Genomic DNA, 21,877 nt, shown 5'->3' with positions numbered 1-21,877 from the left:
CCTGTTGTCATTAGGTTATTTTACCTGTATAAATAACCAGTATATTTAACAGGGGGCTATTATGAGAATTGAAGTCACCATCGCGAAAACTTCTCCATTACCTGCCGGGGCTATTGACGCTCTGGCAGGTGAACTTTCCCGCCGTATTCAGTATGCGTTTCCTGATAACGAAAGCCATGTGTCTGTTCGTTATGCTTCAGCCAATAATTTATCGGTTATTGGCGCGACAAAAGAAGATAAACAACGTATTAGCGAAATTCTGCAAGAAACATGGGAAAGCGCAGATGACTGGTTCGTTAGCGAATAATATGCAGTAATGTTTGTTTTGCCGGGTCGCCCCGGCTTTTTTATTTTGCGTACAAATCTTCTACACTTCCTCAAAATAATTGCACAATATGCTAAAAAAATATGAATGACATGCTGTTTTATTGTTCATATAAATCTTAAAACCAAAAAAATATCTCTTTCCCCCTTTAAAAATTCGGTGAACACCCTTACTTATTGGTATACTGAAGTTGCTTCAGATAAAAACGCATTGAACCTCGAATAACGTTGTCTAGTAACACGAATTAGGGGGCCATGATGGAAAAAAACAATGAAGTCATTCAGACTCATCCGCTCGTAGGGTGGGACATCAGCACCGTTGATAGCTATGATGCGCTGATGTTGCGTTTGCACTACCAGACCCCAAATAAGTCCGAGCAGGAAGGGACTGAAGTTGGTCAGACACTCTGGTTAACTACTGATGTTGCCAGACAATTTATTTCGATATTAGAAGCAGGAATCGCCAAAATTGAATCTGGTGATTTCCATGTAAATGAGTATCGGCGTCATTAACATGACATGACCATCCACCCAAAAGGCACCTGACCGGTGCCTTTACCATTTCTGGGTTGTATATCTGCATTCACTTAATTACTCTGCTTGTACCATGAGAGCAGAGAGAAAAAAATGAAATACGATCTCATCATTATTGGCAGCGGTTCCGTAGGTGCTGCAGCCGGGTATTATGCCACCCAGGCCGGTTTGAAAGTGCTGATGACCGACGCCCATATGCCACCACATCAACACGGCAGTCACCACGGTGATACGCGATTAATTCGCCATGCTTATGGTGAAGGCGAAAAATATGTTCCGTTAGTGCTTCGCGCGCAAACGTTGTGGGATGAACTCTCCCATTACAACGAAGAAGACCCTATTTTTGTGCGCTCTGGCGTCATCAACCTTGGTCCTTCTGACTCCAAATTCCTCACCAACGTTGCCCACAGTGCGGAACAGTGGCAACTCAACGTCGAAAAACTGGATGCGCAAGCGATTATGGCCCGCTGGCCGGAAATACGCGTCCCGGACAACTACATCGGCTTATTTGAAGCTGATTCCGGCTTTTTGCGCAGTGAACTGGCGATTAAAACCTGGATCAAACTGGCGAATGAAGCTGGCTGCGCGCAACTGTTTAATTGCCCGGTCACCGCTATTCACCATGATGACAACGGCGTAACCATTACAACGGCTGATGGCGAGTATCAGGCAAAGAAAGTGATCGTCTGCGCGGGAACCTGGGTAAAAGACCTGCTACCAGAACTCCCGATTCAGCCAGTACGCAAAGTATTTGCCTGGTATCAGGCAGATGGTCGTTATAGCGTTAAAAATAAATTTCCGGCGTTTACTGGCGAACTGCCCAATGGCGATCAATATTACGGTTTTCCTGCCGAAAATGACGCTCTGAAGATTGGTAAACATAACGGTGGTCAGGTGATTCATTCCGCGGATGAACGAGTTCCATTTGCGGAAATTACCAGCGACGGTTCTGAAGCCTTCCCATTCTTGCGCCAGGTGTTGCCAGGTATTGGCTGCTGCCTGTACGGCGCTTCCTGCACCTATGATAATTCGCCTGACGAAGATTTTATTATCGATACCCTGCCCGATCACGATAATACGCTGCTGATTACCGGCCTGAGTGGGCACGGCTTTAAATTTGCGTCGGTTTTAGGGGAAATAGCCGCTGACTTTGCACAAGACAAAAAAAGCAATTTTGATTTGACGCCATTCAGACTTTCCCGCTTCCAATAATCATCATTACGGCCTCCAAAATGAGGCCGTTTTTACAGGAGTTTTTTAATGCGTCGTTTGGTGAACTATCTCATCAATAATATTCGCGAACACTTCATGCTTTATCTTGTTCTTTGGTCACTGCTGGCGATTATGGATCTCATCTATGTATTTTATTTCTAACCCGTAATCACTGACATAAATTGACAAATATTTAATATCTCTTTCATTTGGTGTGAAAATTTGAATAAGCTTATTCCTGCAATAACCGCATTCACCAGATTTCACTCATCCTGAAACAACTAAACTTATGAAGATCTCTTCATTATTAAATCAAAATTATTGAAATAAAAATAAATATCATTCGAATTGTTATTTTTAAGTTGCAATTCATTCTCCGACACGCCATTTTCATTCTCTCGCAAATATGTTTCGGATGCCCTTATGCCACTTACAAATACCCCTGAACGCTATGGCGTTATATCAACAGCCTTTCATTGGCTAAGTGCAATCATTGTCTATGGCATGTTTGCTTTGGGTCTGTGGATGGTAACGCTCAGTTATTACGATGGCTGGTATCACAAAGCACCAGAACTGCATAAAAGCATCGGTATTCTGTTAATGATGGGGCTGGTTGTTCGTATTCTGTGGCGTGTCATATCCCCACCGCCAGGTCCGTTGCAAAATTATTCGCTTATGACTCGTCTTGGTGCAAAGACTGGACATCTTGCGCTATACCTCTTGCTCTTCGCCATTGGCATCAGTGGCTATCTGATCTCTACCGCCGATGGCAAACCGATCAGCGTTTTTGGCTGGTTTGACGTTCCCGCAACCCTTGCCGATACTGGCGCGCAGGCTGACTTAGCCGGTGCCCTGCATTTTTGGCTGGCGTGGAGCGTGGTCGTTCTGTCCGTTATGCACGGATTTATGGCTCTGAAGCATCATTTCATCGATAAAGACGACCCCCTGAGGCGCATGCTGGGAAAATCGTCATCTGACTATGGAGTTTAAAAAATGAAAAAAAGCCTGCTTGGTTTAACCTTCGCTTCACTGATGTTCTCTGCCGGTTCAGCTATCGCCGCCGATTATAAAATTGACAAAGAAGGCCAGCACGCCTTTGTCAATTTCCGCATCCAGCATCTGGGTTACAGTTGGTTGTACGGCACATTTAAAGATTTCGACGGTACATTTACGTTTGATGAAAAGGATCCTGCAGCCGATAAAGTGAATGTGACTATTAACACCACCAGTGTTGATACCAATCACGCCGAGCGCGATAAACATCTCCGCAGCGCGGATTTCCTTAATACAGCAAAATATCCGCAGGCAACCTTCTCCTCCACCAGCGTGAAGAAAAACGGTGACGAGCTGGATATTACTGGTGATCTGACGCTGAATGGCGTGACCAAACCAGTAACGCTGGAAGCGAAATTGATTGGCCAGGGCGACGATCCGTGGGGCGGTAAACGTGCGGGTTTTGAGGCTGAAGGGAAAATTAAGCTAAAAGACTTCAATATCAAGACAGATTTAGGCGCGGCTTCGCAGGAAGTTGATCTGATTATTTCGGTTGAAGGCATACAACAGAAGTAGTGCTGAGATGTTGCCGGATGACACGCATCCGGCACGAATGTTTATTCTGTTGGATCAGGAATAACCAGTGTCGTGTTCAGGCGTCCACGTGATTTATTAAAGATCTTATTGCCATTTTCCCGCCCGGCACGGAGACGTCGCTGTTCTTCTGGCGGTAACGCGCTTTCTTCACAGCAAATCTCACTACAACAGCCTTTGAATTTCTCGGCGCACGCCGGACACTGAATGAACAGCAGGTGGCAACCATCATTTTTGCAGTTGGTATGGCTGTCGCACGGTGTGCCACATTGATGACAATGCGCGATAATTTCATCAGAGATGCGCTCCCCCATCCGCTCATCAAAAACGAAATTTTTACCAATAAAGCGGACCGGCAGACCTTGTTCCCGCGCTTTGCGGGCGTATTCAATAATACCGCCTTCGATATGCCAGACTTTATTGAATCCGCTATGTTTCATCCAGGCACTGGCCTTTTCGCAACGAATACCTCCGGTGCAGTACATCACGATTTTTTTATCTTTATGCGCCTGCATCATCTCAACCGCTTTCGGCAGTTGCTCACGGAAGGTATCAGCCGGAATTTCGAGCGCGTTTTCAAAATGCCCCACTTCGTATTCATAGTGGTTGCGCATGTCGATAAACAGCGTATCTGGATCGTCAAGCATGGCGTTCACTTCCGCCGCTTGTAGATATTCCCCGACGTTACTGGCGTCAAATTGAGGATCGTCAATACCATCGGCAACAATTCGTTCGCGGACTTTCATGCGCAGCACCCAGAAGGATTTCCCGTCATCATCCAGCGCAATATTCAGACGTAATCCGTTTAAAGCAGGGTCAAAAGCATAAAGCTGTGCGCGAAATGTCTCTACGTTGCTCGCCGGTACGCTGATTTGTGCGTTGATCCCTTCACGTGCCAGATAGACCCGCCCAAAGACATTCAACGCAGTAAATAGCTGATATAAAGCATCGCGGGTCGCCCTGGGATCGGCAATTTGGAAATATTTATAGAACGACATGGTGGTGCGTGGTTCGCTCTCGGTCAGCATTTTGGCTTTCAGCGCGTCATTAGAAATGCGGTTGTGTAACACTGGCATGGTGTACGGTTCCTGCGGGTGGGTAAGTAAAAATCCGCGGCATCATATAGCAATTATCGATAATTAACATCCACACATTTTACGCTACATTTGCACATTAAAAATTAATAATGATTTACATGCGCGGCAATTTCACCCAATCCCCGGTCACAAATTTTGGTTGCGGACGAAAAAATGCGACAATACATACAATTGCCCGTATAGGTTGAAAGACAGGATTGATATGACGAATCTACCCAAGTTCTCCACCGCACTGCTTCATCCGCGTTATTGGTTAACCTGGTTGGGTATTGGCGTACTTTGGTTGGTCGTTCAGTTACCCTACCCAATTATCTACCGCCTCGGCATCGCGGCGGGACGACTGGCGTTACGTTTTATGAAACGACGCGCCAAAATTGTGCACCGCAACCTGGAACTGTGCTTCCCGGAGATGAGTGAACAGGAACGCCGTGAAATGGTGGTGAAGAATTTCGAATCCGTTGGCATGGGGCTGATGGAGACTGGCATGGCATGGTTCTGGCCGGACCGTCGGGTTGCCCGTTGGACAGAAGTGATCGGCATGGAACATATCCGTGACGTGCAGGCACAAAAGCGCGGCATCCTGTTAGTTGGCATCCATTTTCTGACTCTGGAACTGGGCGCAAGGCAATTTGGTATGCAGGAACCGGGTATCGGTGTCTATCGCCCGAACGATAATCCATTGATCGACTGGCTGCAAACCTGGGGGCGTCTGCGTTCGAATAAATCGATGCTCGATCGCAAAGATTTAAAAGGAATGATTAAAGCACTGAAGAAAGGCGAAGTGGTCTGGTATGCACCAGATCACGATTACGGTCCACGCTCAAGCGTTTTTGTGCCGCTGTTTGCCGTTGAACAGGCGGCGACCACCAGCGGCACCTGGATGCTGGCCAGAATGTCTGGTGCGTGTCTGGTGCCGTTTGTTCCGCGTCGTAAGCCAGATGGCAAAGGGTATCAATTGATCATGCTGCCGCCAGAGTGTTCACCTCCGCTGGATAACGCTGAAACCACCGCTGCGTGGATGAATAAAGTGGTAGAAAAATGCATCATGATGGCGCCGGAACAGTACATGTGGCTGCATCGTCGCTTTAAAACGCGCCCGCAAGGCGTACCTTCTCGCTATTAATACATATTCACAGGCCGGATAAGATGCCTGCATCACATCCGGCCTGTCAGCATCAAATCCCCTGATTTAGCGATAAAAGCTCTCTGCGTTGCACCACCTATAAGTCAGGCGCATAATTAGTGTGCTTATTTTTTCTTCTTATGTTCACCGCGCCTGGCGCACCAACAGCGGATTGCTATGTCACCCTCTGATAATGACACCTCCATAAACTGGAAACGAAACCTGATCGTTGCCTGGCTAGGTTGTTTTCTCACCGGCGCCGCCTTCAGTCTGGTGATGCCGTTCTTACCCCTCTACGTTGAGCAACTTGGCGTCACCGGTCACAGTGAGCTGAATATGTGGTCCGGAATTGTCTTCAGTATTACCTTTTTATTTTCTGCTATCGCCTCCCCGTTTTGGGGCGGGCTTGCCGATCGCAAAGGCCGAAAAATTATGCTATTGCGCTCGGCTCTCGGGATGGGCATCGTGATGGTGTTGATGGGGTTGGCGCAAAATATCTGGCAGTTCCTGATCCTGCGGGCGCTACTGGGGCTGCTCGGTGGATTTGTTCCCAACGCCAACGCCTTAATCGCCACCCAGGTCCCACGCAACAAAAGCGGCTGGGCGCTGGGGACACTCTCTACCGGTGGGGTTAGTGGCGCGTTGCTCGGCCCAATGGCTGGCGGTCTGCTCGCGGATAGCTACGGCTTACGTCCGGTGTTCTTTATCACCGCTAGCGTGCTGCTACTCTGTTTTTTTGTCACCCTATTTTGTATCAAAGAAAAATTCCAACCGGTCAGCAAAAAAGAGATGCTGCACATGCGGGAAGTCGTAACGTCACTTAAAAACCCAAAACTGGTACTCAGCCTGTTTGTCACGACGTTAATTATCCAGATTGCCACCGGTTCAATCGCCCCAATCCTGACGCTGTATGTCCGCGAACTGGCCGGCAACGTCAGTAATATCGCGTTTATCAGCGGGATGATCGCCTCAGTCCCCGGCGTGGCAGCTCTACTTAGCGCACCACGACTCGGCAAACTTGGCGATCGAATCGGACCAGAAAAGATTCTGATAACTGCGCTGATCTTTTCTGTACTGCTGTTGATCCCAATGTCTTATGTCCAGACGCCATTGCAACTGGGGATTTTACGGTTTTTACTCGGTGCTGCAGATGGTGCTTTGCTCCCCGCCGTACAGACGCTGCTGGTTTACAATTCGACCAACCAAATCGCCGGTCGCATTTTCAGTTATAACCAGTCGTTTCGTGATATTGGCAACGTTACGGGGCCATTGATGGGGGCCGCTATCTCAGCAAACTATGGCTTCCGGGCAGTATTTCTGGTTACTGCCGGAGTCGTTCTGTTTAACGCTGTCTATTCCTGGAACAGCCTGCGTCGCCGCCGATTCCCCCAGGTATCGAACTGATTTTTCGCCTTTCATACTTGCAAAAGCGGAGAATCAGCTATTCTTTCCCTGAATACCTCATCAAATCAAAGGGAGAATCGTGATGACTATGTACGCAACGCTTGAAGAAGCCATTGATGCCGCACGCGAAGAATTTCTTGCTGACAATCCCGGCATCGACGCCGAAGAAGCGAATGTGCAACAGTTCAATGTCCAAAAATACATTCTGCAAGATGGCGACATTATGTGGCAGGTTGAGTTTTACGCCGATGAAGGCGAAGAAGGTGAATGCCTGCCAATGTTCAGTGGAGAAGCCGCACAGAGCATATTTGATGGCGATTATGATGAGATTGAAATCCGCCAGGAATGGCAGGAAGAAAATACTCTGCATGAATGGGACGAAGGCGAATTCCAGCTTGAGCCTCCGCTGGATACCGAAGAAGGGCGCACAGCAGCCGATGAGTGGGATGAACGTTAATTACTCATATGCTCCGTGGTGAATGTCGATCGGCAGCAGTAAGGTATCAAAGACTAAAGAGAATGGAAGATCAAGGATCGTGACATAGCGCCATGCGGAGTCACGCACATCCCATTGCACACCTGGATAATATTGATTGCCATGCCCCTGCCCCGGTATGGTGCGACTGATGATGCTGCCACAACCACTCAGCAAAGCAACCATGATGCCTACCAAAATGAAACGCATTCGTACCCTCTTCTGTAAAAAAATACCGGCATTACGCCGGTATTTTTATTGGCTCGTTGTTTTTGCCGGATGTGGCGTGAACGCCTTATCCGATCTACGAAACCTTGCAAATTCAATATATTGCAGGTAACTACGCTTTATTGCGAAGCCACATCCGGTTTACGTAATGCCAGTGGATTCAGCTTTATCCCTTCGTAGTAACTCACCCATGAAGAATATTTCTCCGGGGAATTCCACACACGGAAATGCAGGCGTGCCATGGTCACCGGATCGCTCAACAGCACCAGGCGGCGATCGCGATTCAGCTTCTCTGGCGTCTCGTTCAGCGCCTGTTCAACGTGGCGATCGCGGGCGATTTCCAGCACCTTACTGGCGCGGTGACGCGCGGTGGCCATTGCCATTGCCAGGGCATTAAACGACGGATTAAACACCGCGTGCATAAAGCCATCGTCGAGAGAACGTTGACGGTTCATCTCAAGGAAACGATCGGTATCGACCAGTACCTGCGGCGGTGAATACTCTTCCGGGATCAGGAACAGTTTCCAGCGTTTCGTGCGCAAACCAACGGTTGTACGGCTGGAGATCACCGAAACAAACGGTGACAGGATCAACGAGAAGACAATCGGTGCCAGCCAGAACAGAAAACGCAGATCCAGCCACGCCATACCGACCGCCCACACTAACCCCAGCAATAACTGAGAGCCGTGGCGTTTAAACGCTTCGCCCCAGGAAGTGGAGTCATCATCACGCTGCGGTGAATTCCACACCACTTCCCAACCGAGGAAGGCGCTGACCACGAATACCGTATGAAACAGCATGCGTACCGGTGCCAACAACACGGAGAACAGCACTTCTAACAACAACGATAACGTCACGCGCCAGAAGCCGCCATACTCTTTCGTCCCTTTGCACCAGATGAGCAAAATACTCAACAACTTCGGCAGGAACAGCAGCACCATGGTCGAGGCAAACAGCGCAATAGCCAGTTCAGGACGCCACTGTGGCCACACCGGGAACAACTGCCGTGGTTGCAGAAAGTATTGCGGCTCGGTCAGCGCGTGCACTACCTGCAATGCGGTAGAAAGCGCGAGGAACATAAACCACAGCGGTGCGGAAAGATAAGACATCACACCTGTCAGGAACACCGCGCGGTGTACCGGGTGCATCCCTTTCACCAGGAACAGACGGAAGTTCATCAGGTTACCGTGGCACCAGCGGCGGTCACGTTTTAGCTCATCAAGCAGATTAGGGGGCAGCTCTTCATAAGAGCCAGGAAGATCGTAAGCAATCCATACCCCCCAGCCTGCACGGCGCATCAGTGCGGCTTCCACAAAGTCATGCGAAAGAATTGAACCAGCAAATGATCCTTCACCAGGCAGCGGTGCCAGCGCACAATGCTCGATAAACGGTTTCACGCGGATTATCGCGTTATGCCCCCAGTAGTGCGACTCACCGAGTTGCCAGAAGTGCAAACCGGCAGTGAACAATGGCCCATAGACACGGGTAGCAAACTGCTGGCAGCGCGCATACAGCGTATCCATACCGGACGCTTTCGGTGAAGACTGGATAATCCCGGCATTCGGATTGGCTTCCATCAGGCGCACCAGACCACACAAGCAATCACCGGTCATCACTGAGTCGGCATCCAGCACCACCATGTAGCTGTACTGACTGCCCCAACGACGGCAGAAGTCATCGATATTACCGCTCTTACGCTTCACGCGACGACGGCGACGGCGATAGAAAATCTGACCTTCGCCACCGACTTCAGCGATCAGCTCCATCCACGCTTTTTGTTCTGCCACACAGATGTCTGGGTTGTAGCTGTCACTCAGAATATAGACATCAAAGTGTTGAGCATTGCCGGTGGCTTTTACCGATTCCCACGTTGCGCGCAAGCCTGCAAAGACGCGGTTCACATCCTCATTACAAATAGGCATGATCAATGCCGTGCGATGCTCCGGATTTAACGGCTCATCACCAACGGTTGACGCAGATATACTGTATTTATCGCGACCAATAAGTAACTGCAGGAAGCCCATCAGCGCCGTCCAGAATCCGGCAGACACCCAACAGAAAAGAACAGCGAAGAGGATCAGAATGCCGGTTTGCAGCATATAAGGCAGGAGCTGCATAAAGGAAACCCACAGATCCTGACCAACCATATCAACCGGATTAATCAACGCCCATCCCTGATACGGCAGAATCGTCTTCATGTACCAGGTGGCGACAACAGTTTGCGCCAACGTCAGGATAAGCAGGATGTAACGACGGATTGTCCCGACAGTACGCCACTTTTGCTCACTTTCCTGCTCTTCTTTGGTCAACCGGGCCAGATAGCGCGGCGTCACATCGCGCCCACGCAGACGATCCCAGAATCGCCCTACCGGATTAGTTCGCCACGGATCGGGAAACATAGAGGAGCGTTTTGCTTTCGGCATTGCCTGAAGCTGGTCGCGTCCTTCGTCGTCTTTAATTAACTGTCCATCAGCAAGCGAATCAGGCCAGGCTTGTTCCAGACGTGCCTTTACCGAGCCTTGTGGGGAGTCATCCTCCCGCGCATAGATCCGGTGTTCAGCATCCAGCGCCTGATGAACAGCGCGGATATCGGTCTTCGGCAATGCCGCTTTCTCGCTTGCAGAGATGGGCATTGCGTCAATGTACTCGGTTGTCTTATTCATTGGCAGGTAACTGGTAGCTCCAGGTTTCACTCAACGTCTGATCGGCATTCACCAGCGCAGCACGCATTTCAGTGGTTTTCTTGGCATCTTTCACTTTCACACGCATCACCAGACGCCAGCCTTTAGTAACCGGGTTATAACGCACCGTGCTTTCGACAATCTCACCATTATCGCCAATGCTGGTTTGCGCGGTGACCGGCGTATCCTCTGGCAGTTTTTTCATTTCTGCGCCGGTGAAATCGACCACAAAGGCAATAGTGCCATCAGGCTGGCGAATCAGGTTCGACTGCTTTACATCGCCCGTTGAACGACGCGTCTGCTGCACCCAGGCGTTATCAGGCGCGTGAAGTTTGTCTTCGTCACGACTGAAGGTGATGGTGTATTTAAAGTTCATCTCTTTGCCCGGCTCCGGCAACTGATCCGGTGTCCAGTAAGCGACGATGTTATCGTTGGTTTCATCGTTGGTTGGAATTTCTACCAGCTCAACGCTGCCTTTACCCCACTCCCCTTTCGGCGTTACCCAGGCGCTAGGACGCAAATCATAACGATCGTCGAGATCTTCAAAACGGGAGAAATCGCGGCCGCGTTGCAGTAGACCGAAACCTTGAGGGTTCTCCATCGAGAAACTGCTGATCGCCAGATGTTTCGGGTTGTTCAGCGGACGCCAGATCCACTCACCGTTACCAGCATGGATAGAAAGGCCGTTAGAATCGTGCAATTCCGGACGATAGTTATTCGCCGGAGATGGCTGATTCGGCCCGAACAGGAACATACTGGTTAACGGTGCAACGCCCAGTTTGCCGACTTTATCGCGCAGGTAAATTTTCGATTGCACATCAACAACCGTGTCACGTCCCGGCATAACAACGAACTTGTAAGCGCCTGTCGCACGCGGCGAATCAAGCAGCGCATAAATCGTTAAACGTTTGTCAGTCGGTTTTGGACGCTCGATCCAGAATTCTTTAAATCGCGGAAATTCTTCACCGGATGGCAAAGCGGTATCAATTGCCAGGCCACGGGCAGAAAGACCGTAAACCTGACCTGCGCCAATCACGCGAAAATAGCTGGCCCCGAGCATGCTGACGATTTCATCGTTTTTATCTTTGCTGTTGATCGGGTAAAGCACTTTAAAACCGGCGAAGCCAAGGTCTTTTACCGTGTCTTTGTCATGCTGAACATCACCGAAAGTGAAATAATCCGGACTGTATTTGATTCTTTTTACTGCCGTTGCGGTGACTTCGTTGATTTTGACCGGCGTGTCGAAGTACATACCTTGATGGTAGAACTCGAGCTTGAATGGGGTCTTCAGATTGTTCCAGTAGGCTTTGTCATGATTAAACTGGATCTGCTGATAGTCCGCGTATTTCATGTCGCGGAAAACGGAGGGCAAGTTACTTTTAGGTGCCTCATAGCCTTTCCCGGCTAAGGATTGAGCTTGCTTTGCGACATCGTCAATGCTGAAGGCCCAGCCTGGCGATGTATACAGAGTTAACATTACTGCAGCGCTCAACCAACGCATTTTCATCATTTGTAGTTTATGTTTCATAATAAGTAAGCACTTCCCCCTTTGTGTGCTTATATCGATCCGATCTATTTTAATGGATAACCAGCCATTCCGACAACAGAATCCCGGTATTATTCGGCGTACCGGCTCATGGATTAAGCACCTGATTGCAACCGTTTTCACTTTCCGTGCTTCTCCTAAAGACAGAAGGAGCGAGTTCGTGTAGGGTTTGCCAGCAAATTTATTTATCAACCGTCTTACAGGCGCTTCCATTTTGGTTCGTGGTAGCGGTTATGCCGCATAAAAACGCACTTGAAATCTGCGCCACATGTGGTCAGGTCGGTGTCGCTACGGCAAAAGCCTAAAGGCATTACCCGGTCGGGATAAGACGAAAAATCCGAGATTAGTTAACCATATATGAATCCAGTACCCGCGCAGCGTGAATATTTCCTCGACTCCATCCGCGCATGGTTGATGTTGTTAGGGATCCCTTTTCATATTTCTTTAATTTATTCAAGCCACACCTGGCATGTGAATAGCGCAGAACCATCATGGTGGCTGACGCTTTTTAACGATTTTATCCACGCCTTCCGTATGCAGGTATTTTTCGTTATTTCCGGGTATTTTTCCTACATGCTGTTTTTGCGCTACCCATTGAAAAAATGGTGGAAAGTGCGCGTTGAGCGCGTAGGTATCCCGATGTTAACGGCAATTCCCCTGCTCACCTTGCCGCAATTCATTATGCTGCAATATGTCAAAGGCAAAGCGGAAAGCTGGCCTGGGCTATCATTGTATGACAAATATAATACTCTGGCCTGGGAATTAGTCTCGCATCTGTGGTTTTTACTGGTGCTGGTCGTTATGACGACACTGTGCGTGTGGATATTTAAGCGCATCAGAAATAATTTAGAAAATTCAGATAAGGCGAATAAATCTTTCTCGATGGTTAAGCTATCGATATTATTTTTCTGTCTGGGTGTTGGCTATGCAGCAATAAGAAGAACACTATTTATCATTTATCCGCCCATTTTAAGCGATGGCATGTTCAATTTTATTTTCATGCAGACGCTGTTTTATATGCCGTTCTTTATTCTCGGTGCACTGGCTTTCATTTTTCCTAACCTTAAAGCTTTGTTTACCACCCCATCTCGCGGCTGTACCCTCGCGGCAGCACTGGCATTTATGGCTTATTTGCTCAATCAACGTTACGGCAGTGGCGATGCTTGGATGTATGAAACTGAGTCGGTGATCACGATGGTGCTCGGACTGTGGATGGTTAATGTGGTCTTCTCCTTCGGCCACCGCCTGCTTAATTTTCAGTCGGCACGGGTAACTTATTTTGTCAACGCGTCACTGTTTATCTACCTGGTTCACCACCCGTTAACGCTCTTTTTCGGCGCATACATCACCCCGCATATCACCTCAAATTGGCTTGGTTTTCTCTGCGGTCTGATATTTGTGATAGGGATTGCGATAATTCTGTACGAAATTCATTTACGCATTCCGTTGCTGAAGTTTTTATTCTCTGGCAAACCGAACGTGAAGCGTGAGAATGATAAAGCGCCAGCCCGTTAAGCCACGTTTATAATAACCATTCTACGGGCAATATTGACGCCAGTCTGACCATAACCCGCTTCCAGAAACTGGTTGCGGGTTCTTTTTTGAGGATAATATCTTCCTTCCCATGACGATCGACCCAGTTGATCCTTCCCCAACGATCCAAACGGAGCTGCCAGGCCGCATCATACTGACTCTGCATAAAGCGTTTATCGATTAATTGCGCCAGCGTTTCACTCTCTATCACCAGGCCCATTTCAGTATTGAGCAGCGTTGAACGCGGATCGAAATTGAATGAGCCAATAAACACAATTTTGCCATCGACACTAAACGTTTTGGCATGCAGACTTGCGCCAGAATTCCCGGTTATACCGCGATCGTGCAGCGTTCCGCTCTGTTCCCGCGTCGGCTTCAGTTCATATAATTCAACGCCATAGCGGAGCAATTTTTTGCGCCAGCGGGCATACCCGGCATGAACGACAGCGACATCGTTAGCGGCAAGTGAATTGGTTAAGATAGCTATCTTGACCCCTTTTCTCACCATTCGTAAAAGCTGCGCCACTCCCGCGCGCGTTGGCACAAAATAGGAAGAGATAATATCAATACGTTCGCTGGGTGAGCCCATGATATCGAACAGACGTTGCGGCAGCAGTGAATGGCGTTTTGCCTTGCCCTCCCCTTTCGCGGGATCATCACTTAATAAACGCGTTCTTGCCCAGATTAGCGGCAATGTCCCGTCAACCAGTTGATTTATAAAAGGACTTAACTCCATTTGGCGCAAATAGCGATGTGTCCCGCTGTCGTTGTACCAGGACGCAGGTAGCTCAATGCGGTCAGCCATTTCGCCATCGGGAACATCCAGCACCTGCTGCAACGGTGAAACCGATTTGCAATACCAGTAGCGGGCGAAATCATCGGCAACGTCCTCAACAACTGGCCCGATTGCCATGACATCTAAATCAGAAAAAAGCGGCTCTTCCCCCGCACCAAAATAAGCGTCGCCAATGTTTCGCCCGCCCACCAGCGTTACCACACCATCAACGGTAAAACTTTTATTATGCATACGGCGATTGAGGCGGGAAAAATCGGTGATATAGCCAAGCGGGCGCAACAAACGAAACGAGAAAGGATTGAAAAGCCGGACTTCAATACGCGGGTGACTATCGAGCAAGCGTAAAATGTCATCAAGCCCGGGGGTATTGTTGTCATCGAGCAACAACCGGACGCGAACGCCACGCTTCGCTGCGGCTAACAGGGCGGAAAACAGCAACCGCCCCGACATATCGTCCTGCCAAATGTAGTACTGAACATCCAGCGTATGTTCCGCCATTTCCGCCAGATAATATCTTGCGGCAAACGCATCCAGGCTTTTATCAAGAGGGAAAATGCCGCATTTTCCAGGATGTTGCGAGCACAACGGCAGCACCGCGCTCGCCAGCCGGGGCAAATCATTCATCTCCTTGTTGGGTAAGGAGTCTTTCGTAGAGGTGGGCGTTTTCTGCATCATAACAGACAAAGTATACTTGCTCAGGTAAAGCGTGACGGGTAATAAATTCCGAAACGGTTTTTACAGCTATTTCAGCCGCAGCAGCACGCGGGTAACCATATACACCAGTGCTAATGGCAGGAAAAGCCACTGACGAATAACCGTTCGCAGCCACCAGTCGCAGACTATTGAGATAGGCATCCTGCAATAACTGGTCTTCATTTTGTTCGCCCCCGCGCCAGACTGGCCCAACGGTATGCACAACTGCTTTGGCAGGAAGATCGCCTGCAAGAGTAATGACTGCATGTCCCGTAGGGCAATCGCCCTGTTGCTGACGAACTTTTAAACAAGCATCCAGCAAGGCCGGACCAGCAGCGCGATGAATAGCGCCATCAACACCGCCGCCCCCCATTAATGATGGATTTGCCGCATTAACAATAACATCAACGGCCAGTTTGGTAATATCACCCTGCACAACATGAATACGCGATTTCATAACGCCTCCTTACACCATCTTGTTCCTTAAGTGTACAGCAGGGCTTTTAGGGAAATCGCATTTTTGTTGTCAGCAACGTGAGTTGCTCAGAAACTTAGTTATATTCGATGTTCATCACAGCCAGCTTTTTCTGCTCATCAAGGTACTGCACTTTTACTGAGGCAATTTGCGGATTTTTGACGTTACCGCTCATCAACTCTTTGCTGGAATAGGTTTTGTCCGGAACCGAACCATTCTGCATACAGGTCATTTCTGGTGGTGCCTGAAGAGTACTGACATCACATGTCGGTTCTACAATTTGACCACGAAAATAGATCACGCCACCTTGTGCATTACTGCCTGCGATGGCAATAAAAGGGTAAACCAGACTGCCGAGCATAAGAGAGTTTAAAAATGGTCTGAACATTTATTCTATTTCCTCAATGATTAATCATCCTTGAGGGTTGCTGTTATCCATACTGTCAGGTTGGCCGATTCGCATCAGACCATTCTCTCCCGATTCATTTTATGCTCAATATATCAACGCATTAAGACTTTCCTGAAGATGGCGGCCATTGTTGTGATAAATGCAGTGACTGTCCATCAGAAACAGTAACAACTATTTTCACTCGATCGTCCGGGGAAATATTTAAGCTCAATTTTGTCAAAGCAATGGGTTGATTAGCGGGCACTGAGAGGGTCTTTTCTTGCTTCGTCTGGCTTTGCCCAGAACTGCCTTCGCGCAGAGACAATATTTGTACCCGACACAGGCAAGATTGTGTCAGGGTGACTTCAGGGATAATGGTGTACATGTCGCCTTGCTGGGTCGTATTAAAGGTTATCTGGCTGGAAAGCGCCGCGAGAAGTAATAACGCGTTCATACTATTCTCCCGAAAAAAAACAGGGCTTACGCCCTGTTTCTGTCATACAAATTCTGTATTAGTACTGATGAGCGGTCGCGTTGTTACCAAAGCCAACCTGAGTTACGTTGACGCTGGAGTTAGATGCAGTCTGGTCAACAGCAGCACCGTTACCACCACCGAACTGTTTAACGGTCATAGTAGAATCTTTACCATTCCACTGATCGAGAGTAGCGCTGTTACCGAAACCACGCTGAGTCAGATCGATTGAGCTGTCATCAGAACCTTGTCCAACATCAGCGCCGTTACCGCCGCCATGCTGGGTAATAGTCAGATCGGAGTTGCGGGCATCAGCCTGCAATGCAACAGCAGAGTTACCGCCGCCGTACTGGTAAATATTCAGCTCTGAATTCGGGCCGCTGTTATTGCCGCCACCACCGTGGTTGCCGCCGCCACCGCCGCCGTACTGAGGAATAGCACCTGCCAGAGCACTACCAGAGAATACGATTGCTGCAATTGCTGCTACTTTTAAAAGTTTCATGTAAAACCCCCATCGGATTGATTTAAAAGTCGTATGGAAATTAACGTTGTGTCACGCGAATAGCCATTTGCGACTGTCTCTGCACTACAATTGCCGTTTTTTGAGTACCATACTGAGTAATATTTGCTTTATTACCAGAACCTTTCTGGATAATCATTGCAGTATTACCATATGCGCCTTGCGATATACTGGCATCGTTGGCATTGCCCGTCTGGTCAATATACGCAAGGTTATAATCTCCTTTCTGGTCAATCCTGGCTCGGTTACTATTACCTTCTTGCGAAATAACCGACAAAAGTTTAGAGCCTCCCTGCCGTAACTGCGCGCTATTATTAGCGCCAGTTTGACCAATTATGGCTGCCTGATTAAATGAAGACTTACTCAATTCATTTACCGCAAAGTTATATTCTGAATTAGCCAAATCATAACCTGCCGCGGCTGCAATCCCAGGCGCACCCAGTACTGTTAACATCATAAATAACAATCTGTTTTTCATGTTGTCACCCTGGACCTGGTCGTACATTAAAGAAATTTAAATCACTTCAACTTGGTTGTTAACGCAAACCGCTTTTTGTTAACGCTGCGTTACGATGGAAAGTATGTCTGTAGAAATATTTTTAATAACTCACCCACGCGTTGTATTTTTCTTTTTTTGTTCATACCAAAGTATTAAAACTCGCGTAAATACGCTGTTATTTACGTAAAAAATATTTTGTTTACTTTTAAATTGCTATTTTTTGACCGCAAAAATTCAACGGACGGCCTCTCTGCACAAGTCGAGAAGATTACGTCGATATGTCTGTTCAACAAGCCGTGACAAACATCGTCTTTTTGCAGCAAAAATTTGTCCAGGGAGAACCTCCGAAAAATTAAGAAATTTCCGCGCAACAAAAGGACTATGTGGGAATAAATTTTATATGCATAATTATGGACTTAGCGTTATTTGTATGACTTTTTAAAATTGTGCAATAAAAGCTATATGTACAACTTTTCTATCATTTCTAAACTTAATCACCCCGCAGCGTTAACATTTTTAAATGCCAGATTACATTCTGTTACACGTTTAACACTTGCTTTAAGATTTGTAATAGCTAGATTGAAATCAGATGTAATCCATTAGTTTTATATTTTACCCATTTAGGGTTGATTTATTACTACACACAGCAGTGCAACATCTGTCAGTACTTCTGGTGCCTCTATTTTTAGAGGTAGCTGTCAGGTGTGCGATTAATAAAAAAAAGCGGGGTTTCATCATGTTTAATGAAGTCCATAGTGTTCATGGTCATACTTTACTGTTGATCACTAAACCTTCCTTGCAGGCGACAGCGTTATTGCAGCATTTAAAACAATCGCTGGCAATCACAGGAAAACTGCATAATATTCAACGTTCTCTGGACGATATATCTTCTGGCTGCATTATTCTGTTGGATATGATGGAAGCAGATAAAAAGCTCATTCATTACTGGCAGGATACATTAAGCAGAAAACACAACAACATTAAAACAATGTTGTTAAATACCCCAGATGATTATCCGTACCGCGACATTGAAAACTGGCCACATATCAATGGTGTTTTTTACGCCATGGAGGATCAAGAACGCGTAGTCAATGGGTTGCAAGGCGTCTTACGTGGTGAATGCTACTTTACGCAAAAGCTTGCCAGTTACCTGATTACACATTCCGGTAACTATCGTTATAACAGCACGGAATCTGCCCTCCTTACTCATAGGGAAAAAGAGATCCTTAATAAGCTGCGTATCGGCGCCTCCAATAACGAGATTGCTCGTTCGCTGTTCATCAGCGAAAATACGGTTAAAACGCATCTTTATAATCTTTTCAAGAAGATAGCTGTAAAAAACCGAACACAAGCGGTCTCATGGGCAAACGATAACCTCAGGCGATAAAGCCATGAAACGTTATTTATGCTGGATTGTAGCAGCAGAACTTCTCTTCGCTGCGGGCAATGTTCACGCCGTTGAGGTAGAAGTACCGGGATTGTTAACTGACCATACTGTTTCATCTATTGGGCACGATTTTTACCGTGCCTTTAGTGATAAATGGGAAAGTGACTACACCGGTAATTTAACGATTAATGAAAGACCCAGTGCACGATGGGGAAGCTGGATCACAATAACGGTGAATCAGGACGTTATTTTCCAGACATTTTTATTCCCGTTGAAAAGAGACTTCGAGAAAACTGTCGTCTTTGCACTGATACAAACTGAAGAAGCACTAAATCGTCGCCAGATAAATCAGGCGTTATTGGGTACGGGCGATTTGGCGCATGATGAATTCTAAATAAAAAATTTGTCAGGAGGCTGCAATGCGTGTCAAACATGCAGTAGTTCTACTCATGCTTATTTCTCCATTAAGTTGGGCTGGAACTATGACCTTTCAGTTCCGCAACCCAAACTTTGGTGGCAACCCGAATAACGGCGCTTTTTTATTAAATAGCGCCCAGGCACAGAACTCATATAAAGATCCCAGCTATAACGATGACTTTGGTATTGAAACACCATCGGCGCTGGATAACTTCACCCAGGCTATTCAGTCACAAATTTTAGGTGGCCTGCTGTCGAATATTAACACTGGCAAACCGGGCCGAATGGTGACTAACGAATATATTATCGATATTGCCAACCGCGATGGTCAATTGCAGTTGAACGTGACAGATCGTAAAACCGGACAAACTTCGACTATTGAAGTGTCGGGTTTACAAAATAACTCAACCGATTTTTAAGCCCCAGCTTCATAAGGAAATTAATCATGCAGCGCTTATTTGTTTTGGTTGCCGTCATGTTGCTGAGCGGATGCTTAACCGCCCCACCAAAAGAAGCCGCCAAGCCAACATTAATGCCTCGAGCCCAGAGCTATAAAGATTTGACCCATTTACCTGCACCAACGGGTAAGATCTTTGTTTCGGTATACAACATTCAGGACGAAACCGGGCAATTTAAAGCCTACCCGGCGAGTAACTTCTCCACTGCTGTTCCGCAAAGCGCCACCGCGATGCTGGTCACGGCATTGAAAGATTCTCGCTGGTTTATACCGCTGGAGCGTCAGGGCCTACAAAACCTGCTCAACGAACGCAAGATTATTCGTGCAGCACAGGAAAACGGTACTGTAGCGGTAAACAACCGAATCCCGCTTCAATCGCTGACCGCAGCCAATATCATGGTTGAAGGCTCAATTATTGGTTATGAAAGCAACGTCAAATCGGGCGGTGTTGGGGCGAGATACTTTGGTATTGGTGCAGACACGCAATACCAACTTGATCAGATCGCCGTGAACCTGCGCGTCGTCAATGTGAGTACCGGCGAGATCCTTTCTTCGGTGAACACCAGTAAGACAATCCTTTCCTATGAAGTCCAGGCGGGTGTCTTCCGCTTTATTGACTACCAACGGTTACTGGAAGGGGAAGTGGGTTATACCTCTAACGAGCCGGTTATGCTGTGCCTGATGTCAGCCATCGAAACAGGCGTTATCTTCCTGATTAACGACGGTATCGACCGTGGCCTGTGGGATTTGCAGAATAAAGCAGAACGGCAGAATGACATTCTGGTGAAATACCGCCACTTATCAGTACCGCCGGAATCCTGATACATAAAAAAGCTGGCTCTTTACTATTCAATCTAAAGCGTGAGTGCTCCTCACGCTTTATTTTTGACTTGTTGCTCTCGCTGAGCGGACTTAGCACCGCGCGCTGCCAGCCAAAGACCGCTGTTTTTCATCGCGTAGCCAAACACCAACCCAAGCGCCAGAGAGGGTAAAACCAGCTTCCAGTTCCCCTGCCCGGCAAACGTCGCACATGCGCCGATAAATGTACCAGGGACAAACGACAACAACAGATGTTTAGCCTGAATACACATCAGAAAAGCCACAATCCCCGTTATGACATAACCGAGAATTTCCAGATGTGGTGCCAGCGCACTACCGTGAATAATAACCATCGCCCACACCATGCCACTCAGCAACGTTGCAGCGGAGATTGCCAGTCCTTTCAAACCACCCTGTGGACAGGCAAAGTAGGCCGTGCAGCCCAGGAAACCCGCCCAGCTAAGTAAGCCAAGAGAAACAGCCACCCATCCCCAGATACCGGAGAGAATGCCTGTTGTGATTGCAATAGAGAGAAGTATGTTCATGCCGCGCATAATAGCAGAAAACGCGAAATTGAATGAGATCGAGCACACATTTTATGCAACGGCAAATTATAGATTGCAGTTATAAGTGACGTGAGTCACATTTATTCTTCTGACTGTTCCTCAAGTTCATCCCACATTGCGCTAATGGCATCGCGGGTCAGCGGTGCCATAGTACGCCAGAACGGCGTGGTCGCATGGGCCTCAACTTTACCGAGAAATGCGCCGCACCAGGGCAACAGATACTCGCTGAACAGTGTTTCCAGCGCTTCGCTTTCATCTTCTGTTGACTGATCTTCCAACCAGGAAGCTGCCAGCAATAAAGTACCGATATGATCCGCTGGCGTATCCGCTAACGGCATCCCGCGTTCGGAAAGAAAAGCACGCACTTCTGCTTCAGTGGCACCCTCAACCCAGGCGCTGCGATAAGGCGAAACTGCGCATTCATCTCCGACAAATAGTGCATTGTAATCGGCAGATACTTGCGCCATATCACAGCTTTTCTGCAAGCGCGCCAGTAATTCATCCTGTTCCAGCGGCCAGTTCGCCGCCAGTTTTCCTTCACGAATCAAGGTAAACAGCGGAACCAGTAAAGGGTCCTGCGGTTGGCGGTAATAGAGCGAACCCAGTACACGACACAGGATAGAAAACTCGTTCATTAATTTATT

Annotated in this window: 26 protein-coding genes; 14 read left to right on the top strand and 12 right to left on the bottom strand. The window is 47.8% G+C overall.

Annotation, left to right across the window (positions count from 1 at the left end):
• Positions 1 to 61: 61 nt before the first annotated feature.
• From dinI to A1WG_RS04200, 6 genes are all read left to right on the top strand, one after another.
• Positions 62 to 307: a DNA damage-inducible protein I gene (gene dinI, locus A1WG_RS04180; protein WP_001217758.1), complete on the top strand. Its 246-nt coding sequence runs from the start codon at positions 62 to 64 to the stop codon at positions 305 to 307.
• A 275-nt stretch (positions 308 to 582) separates the two neighbouring features.
• Positions 583 to 837 (top strand): biofilm formation regulator BssS, encoded by a 255-nt coding sequence (gene bssS / locus A1WG_RS04185; protein ID WP_000414435.1) that lies wholly within the window; start codon positions 583 to 585, stop codon positions 835 to 837.
• A 114-nt stretch (positions 838 to 951) separates the two neighbouring features.
• Positions 952 to 2,070: an N-methyl-L-tryptophan oxidase gene (solA, locus tag A1WG_RS04190; RefSeq protein WP_000872747.1), complete on the top strand. Its 1,119-nt coding sequence runs from the start codon at positions 952 to 954 to the stop codon at positions 2,068 to 2,070.
• A gap of 48 nt (positions 2,071 to 2,118) precedes the next feature.
• Positions 2,119 to 2,232 carry a YceO family protein gene (locus A1WG_RS23740; protein ID WP_001253738.1) on the top strand — a complete coding sequence of 38 codons (114 nt, stop codon included), beginning with the start codon at positions 2,119 to 2,121 and terminating at the stop codon, positions 2,230 to 2,232.
• Between the two features lie 261 nt (positions 2,233 to 2,493).
• Positions 2,494 to 3,060, top strand: coding sequence for a cytochrome b (locus tag A1WG_RS04195; protein ID WP_001516172.1), 567 nt, complete (start codon positions 2,494 to 2,496; stop codon positions 3,058 to 3,060).
• A 3-nt stretch (positions 3,061 to 3,063) separates the two neighbouring features.
• Entirely contained in the window at positions 3,064 to 3,639 is a 576-nt protein-coding gene (locus A1WG_RS04200) for a YceI family protein (protein ID WP_000749251.1), read from the top strand.
• 41 nt (positions 3,640 to 3,680) lie between these two features.
• On the opposite strand, the gene A1WG_RS04205 is transcribed toward A1WG_RS04200, so the two are convergent.
• Complete coding sequence (locus tag A1WG_RS04205) at positions 3,681 to 4,733, bottom strand: oxygen-dependent tRNA uridine(34) hydroxylase TrhO (RefSeq protein ID WP_001516171.1); 1,053 nt, start codon at positions 4,731 to 4,733, stop codon at positions 3,681 to 3,683.
• Positions 4,734 to 4,956: 223 nt separating this feature from the next.
• On the opposite strand from A1WG_RS04205, the gene lpxL reads away from it, so the two are divergent.
• The 3 genes from lpxL to A1WG_RS04220 all read left to right on the top strand — a co-directional run bounded on the left by lpxL (position 4,957) and on the right by A1WG_RS04220 (position 7,738).
• A complete protein-coding gene (gene lpxL / locus A1WG_RS04210; protein ID WP_001516170.1) occupies positions 4,957 to 5,877 on the top strand; it encodes a kdo(2)-lipid IV(A) lauroyltransferase in 921 nt (306 codons plus the stop codon).
• A 177-nt stretch (positions 5,878 to 6,054) separates the two neighbouring features.
• Positions 6,055 to 7,281, top strand: a complete 1,227-nt coding sequence (gene mdtG / locus A1WG_RS04215; RefSeq protein ID WP_000075038.1) for a multidrug efflux MFS transporter MdtG — start codon at positions 6,055 to 6,057, stop codon at positions 7,279 to 7,281.
• 82 nt (positions 7,282 to 7,363) lie between these two features.
• Positions 7,364 to 7,738 carry a MysB family protein gene (locus A1WG_RS04220; protein WP_001516169.1) on the top strand — a complete coding sequence of 125 codons (375 nt, stop codon included), beginning with the start codon at positions 7,364 to 7,366 and terminating at the stop codon, positions 7,736 to 7,738.
• Here A1WG_RS04220 and A1WG_RS04225 read toward each other — a convergent pair whose 3' ends face one another.
• From A1WG_RS04225 to mdoG, 3 genes are all read right to left on the bottom strand, one after another.
• A complete protein-coding gene (locus A1WG_RS04225; protein WP_001211026.1) occupies positions 7,739 to 7,966 on the bottom strand; it encodes a YceK/YidQ family lipoprotein in 228 nt (75 codons plus the stop codon). It abuts the gene before it with no gap.
• 137 nt (positions 7,967 to 8,103) lie between these two features.
• On the bottom strand, positions 8,104 to 10,647 hold the full coding sequence (mdoH, locus tag A1WG_RS04230; protein ID WP_010377224.1) for a glucans biosynthesis glucosyltransferase MdoH: 2,544 nt from the start codon (positions 10,645 to 10,647) through the stop codon (positions 8,104 to 8,106).
• Positions 10,640 to 12,175: a glucans biosynthesis protein MdoG gene (gene mdoG, locus A1WG_RS04235; protein ID WP_010377222.1), complete on the bottom strand. Its 1,536-nt coding sequence runs from the start codon at positions 12,173 to 12,175 to the stop codon at positions 10,640 to 10,642. Before mdoG ends, mdoH begins: the two co-directional genes overlap by 8 nt.
• A gap of 393 nt (positions 12,176 to 12,568) precedes the next feature.
• Between mdoG and mdoC the strand changes: the two genes are divergently transcribed.
• A complete protein-coding gene (gene mdoC / locus A1WG_RS04240; protein WP_001516166.1) occupies positions 12,569 to 13,726 on the top strand; it encodes a glucans biosynthesis protein MdoC in 1,158 nt (385 codons plus the stop codon).
• A 7-nt stretch (positions 13,727 to 13,733) separates the two neighbouring features.
• Here mdoC and clsC read toward each other — a convergent pair whose 3' ends face one another.
• From clsC to csgB, 6 genes are all read right to left on the bottom strand, one after another.
• Complete coding sequence (clsC, locus tag A1WG_RS04245) at positions 13,734 to 15,215, bottom strand: cardiolipin synthase ClsC (RefSeq protein WP_001516165.1); 1,482 nt, start codon at positions 15,213 to 15,215, stop codon at positions 13,734 to 13,736.
• Complete coding sequence (gene ymdB, locus A1WG_RS04250; RefSeq protein ID WP_000842235.1) at positions 15,157 to 15,690, bottom strand: O-acetyl-ADP-ribose deacetylase; 534 nt, start codon at positions 15,688 to 15,690, stop codon at positions 15,157 to 15,159. Before ymdB ends, clsC begins: the two co-directional genes overlap by 59 nt.
• 94 nt (positions 15,691 to 15,784) lie before the next feature.
• Positions 15,785 to 16,096, bottom strand: a complete 312-nt coding sequence (locus tag A1WG_RS04255; protein WP_000489594.1) for a type 1 fimbrial protein — start codon at positions 16,094 to 16,096, stop codon at positions 15,785 to 15,787.
• A 121-nt stretch (positions 16,097 to 16,217) separates the two neighbouring features.
• Positions 16,218 to 16,550 carry a curli assembly chaperone CsgC gene (gene csgC, locus A1WG_RS04260; RefSeq protein ID WP_000992824.1) on the bottom strand — a complete coding sequence of 111 codons (333 nt, stop codon included), beginning with the start codon at positions 16,548 to 16,550 and terminating at the stop codon, positions 16,218 to 16,220.
• A 58-nt stretch (positions 16,551 to 16,608) separates the two neighbouring features.
• Positions 16,609 to 17,070, bottom strand: a complete 462-nt coding sequence (csgA, locus tag A1WG_RS04265) for a curli major subunit CsgA (RefSeq protein ID WP_000771420.1) — start codon at positions 17,068 to 17,070, stop codon at positions 16,609 to 16,611.
• A 40-nt stretch (positions 17,071 to 17,110) separates the two neighbouring features.
• Entirely contained in the window at positions 17,111 to 17,566 is a 456-nt protein-coding gene (csgB, locus tag A1WG_RS04270) for a curli minor subunit CsgB (protein WP_001516164.1), read from the bottom strand.
• A gap of 757 nt (positions 17,567 to 18,323) precedes the next feature.
• Here csgB and csgD point away from each other — a divergent pair.
• Genes csgD through csgG form a run of 4 tightly spaced genes read left to right on the top strand, consistent with a single transcriptional unit; the run spans position 18,324 to position 20,670 of the window.
• Positions 18,324 to 18,974, top strand: coding sequence for a biofilm master transcriptional regulator CsgD (gene csgD, locus A1WG_RS04275; RefSeq protein ID WP_000481523.1), 651 nt, complete (start codon positions 18,324 to 18,326; stop codon positions 18,972 to 18,974).
• A gap of 4 nt (positions 18,975 to 18,978) precedes the next feature.
• Positions 18,979 to 19,368, top strand: a complete 390-nt coding sequence (csgE, locus tag A1WG_RS04280) for a curli production assembly/transport protein CsgE (protein ID WP_000833232.1) — start codon at positions 18,979 to 18,981, stop codon at positions 19,366 to 19,368.
• A 25-nt stretch (positions 19,369 to 19,393) separates the two neighbouring features.
• Positions 19,394 to 19,810 (top strand): curli production assembly/transport protein CsgF, encoded by a 417-nt coding sequence (gene csgF, locus A1WG_RS04285; protein ID WP_001264092.1) that lies wholly within the window; start codon positions 19,394 to 19,396, stop codon positions 19,808 to 19,810.
• A 26-nt stretch (positions 19,811 to 19,836) separates the two neighbouring features.
• Positions 19,837 to 20,670 (top strand): curli production assembly/transport protein CsgG, encoded by an 834-nt coding sequence (gene csgG / locus A1WG_RS04290; RefSeq protein ID WP_001189334.1) that lies wholly within the window; start codon positions 19,837 to 19,839, stop codon positions 20,668 to 20,670.
• A 50-nt stretch (positions 20,671 to 20,720) separates the two neighbouring features.
• Here csgG and A1WG_RS04295 read toward each other — a convergent pair whose 3' ends face one another.
• Entirely contained in the window at positions 20,721 to 21,212 is a 492-nt protein-coding gene (locus A1WG_RS04295; RefSeq protein WP_010377210.1) for a DUF1097 domain-containing protein, read from the bottom strand.
• Between the two features lie 101 nt (positions 21,213 to 21,313).
• Complete coding sequence (gene ycdY / locus A1WG_RS04300) at positions 21,314 to 21,868, bottom strand: molecular chaperone YcdY (RefSeq protein ID WP_001516162.1); 555 nt, start codon at positions 21,866 to 21,868, stop codon at positions 21,314 to 21,316.
• Between the last annotated feature and the right edge of the window lie 9 nt (positions 21,869 to 21,877).

The organism is Escherichia sp. KTE96, from assembly GCF_000408525.1.
In the GTDB taxonomy this organism is placed as follows: Bacteria; Pseudomonadota; Gammaproteobacteria; order Enterobacterales; family Enterobacteriaceae; genus Escherichia; species Escherichia marmotae.
The sequence above is the reverse complement of the archived record's forward strand: the minus strand, read 5'-3'. Positions and strand labels throughout refer to the sequence as shown.

Bases quoted from the DNA above. Each gene is read 5' to 3' on its own strand.
- csgA (WP_000771420.1), bottom strand. From the start codon at position 17,070: ATGAAACTTTTAAAAGTAGCAGCAATTGCAGCAATCGTATTCTCTGGT.
- A1WG_RS04225 (WP_001211026.1), bottom strand. From the start codon at position 7,966: ATGCGTTTCATTTTGGTAGGCATCATGGTTGCTTTGCTGAGTGGTTGT.
- csgB (WP_001516164.1), bottom strand. From the start codon at position 17,566: ATGAAAAACAGATTGTTATTTATGATGTTAACAGTACTGGGTGCGCCT.
- A1WG_RS04295 (WP_010377210.1), bottom strand. From the start codon at position 21,212: ATGAACATACTTCTCTCTATTGCAATCACAACAGGCATTCTCTCCGGT.
- ycdY (WP_001516162.1), bottom strand. From the start codon at position 21,868: ATGAACGAGTTTTCTATCCTGTGTCGTGTACTGGGTTCGCTCTATTAC.
- solA (WP_000872747.1), top strand. From the start codon at position 952: ATGAAATACGATCTCATCATTATTGGCAGCGGTTCCGTAGGTGCTGCA.
- csgG (WP_001189334.1), top strand. From the start codon at position 19,837: ATGCAGCGCTTATTTGTTTTGGTTGCCGTCATGTTGCTGAGCGGATGC.
- csgF (WP_001264092.1), top strand. From the start codon at position 19,394: ATGCGTGTCAAACATGCAGTAGTTCTACTCATGCTTATTTCTCCATTA.
- lpxL (WP_001516170.1), top strand. From the start codon at position 4,957: ATGACGAATCTACCCAAGTTCTCCACCGCACTGCTTCATCCGCGTTAT.
- bssS (WP_000414435.1), top strand. From the start codon at position 583: ATGGAAAAAAACAATGAAGTCATTCAGACTCATCCGCTCGTAGGGTGG.
- csgC (WP_000992824.1), bottom strand. From the start codon at position 16,550: ATGAACGCGTTATTACTTCTCGCGGCGCTTTCCAGCCAGATAACCTTT.
- mdtG (WP_000075038.1), top strand. From the start codon at position 6,055: ATGTCACCCTCTGATAATGACACCTCCATAAACTGGAAACGAAACCTG.
- A1WG_RS04220 (WP_001516169.1), top strand. From the start codon at position 7,364: ATGACTATGTACGCAACGCTTGAAGAAGCCATTGATGCCGCACGCGAA.
- A1WG_RS04195 (WP_001516172.1), top strand. From the start codon at position 2,494: ATGCCACTTACAAATACCCCTGAACGCTATGGCGTTATATCAACAGCC.
- mdoG (WP_010377222.1), bottom strand. From the start codon at position 12,175: ATGATGAAAATGCGTTGGTTGAGCGCTGCAGTAATGTTAACTCTGTAT.
- A1WG_RS04205 (WP_001516171.1), bottom strand. From the start codon at position 4,733: ATGCCAGTGTTACACAACCGCATTTCTAATGACGCGCTGAAAGCCAAA.
- dinI (WP_001217758.1), top strand. From the start codon at position 62: ATGAGAATTGAAGTCACCATCGCGAAAACTTCTCCATTACCTGCCGGG.
- A1WG_RS04255 (WP_000489594.1), bottom strand. From the start codon at position 16,096: ATGTTCAGACCATTTTTAAACTCTCTTATGCTCGGCAGTCTGGTTTAC.
- csgE (WP_000833232.1), top strand. From the start codon at position 18,979: ATGAAACGTTATTTATGCTGGATTGTAGCAGCAGAACTTCTCTTCGCT.
- ymdB (WP_000842235.1), bottom strand. From the start codon at position 15,690: ATGAAATCGCGTATTCATGTTGTGCAGGGTGATATTACCAAACTGGCC.
- mdoC (WP_001516166.1), top strand. From the start codon at position 12,569: ATGAATCCAGTACCCGCGCAGCGTGAATATTTCCTCGACTCCATCCGC.
- A1WG_RS23740 (WP_001253738.1), top strand. From the start codon at position 2,119: ATGCGTCGTTTGGTGAACTATCTCATCAATAATATTCGCGAACACTTC.
- mdoH (WP_010377224.1), bottom strand. From the start codon at position 10,647: ATGAATAAGACAACCGAGTACATTGACGCAATGCCCATCTCTGCAAGC.
- A1WG_RS04200 (WP_000749251.1), top strand. From the start codon at position 3,064: ATGAAAAAAAGCCTGCTTGGTTTAACCTTCGCTTCACTGATGTTCTCT.
- clsC (WP_001516165.1), bottom strand. From the start codon at position 15,215: ATGATGCAGAAAACGCCCACCTCTACGAAAGACTCCTTACCCAACAAG.
- csgD (WP_000481523.1), top strand. From the start codon at position 18,324: ATGTTTAATGAAGTCCATAGTGTTCATGGTCATACTTTACTGTTGATC.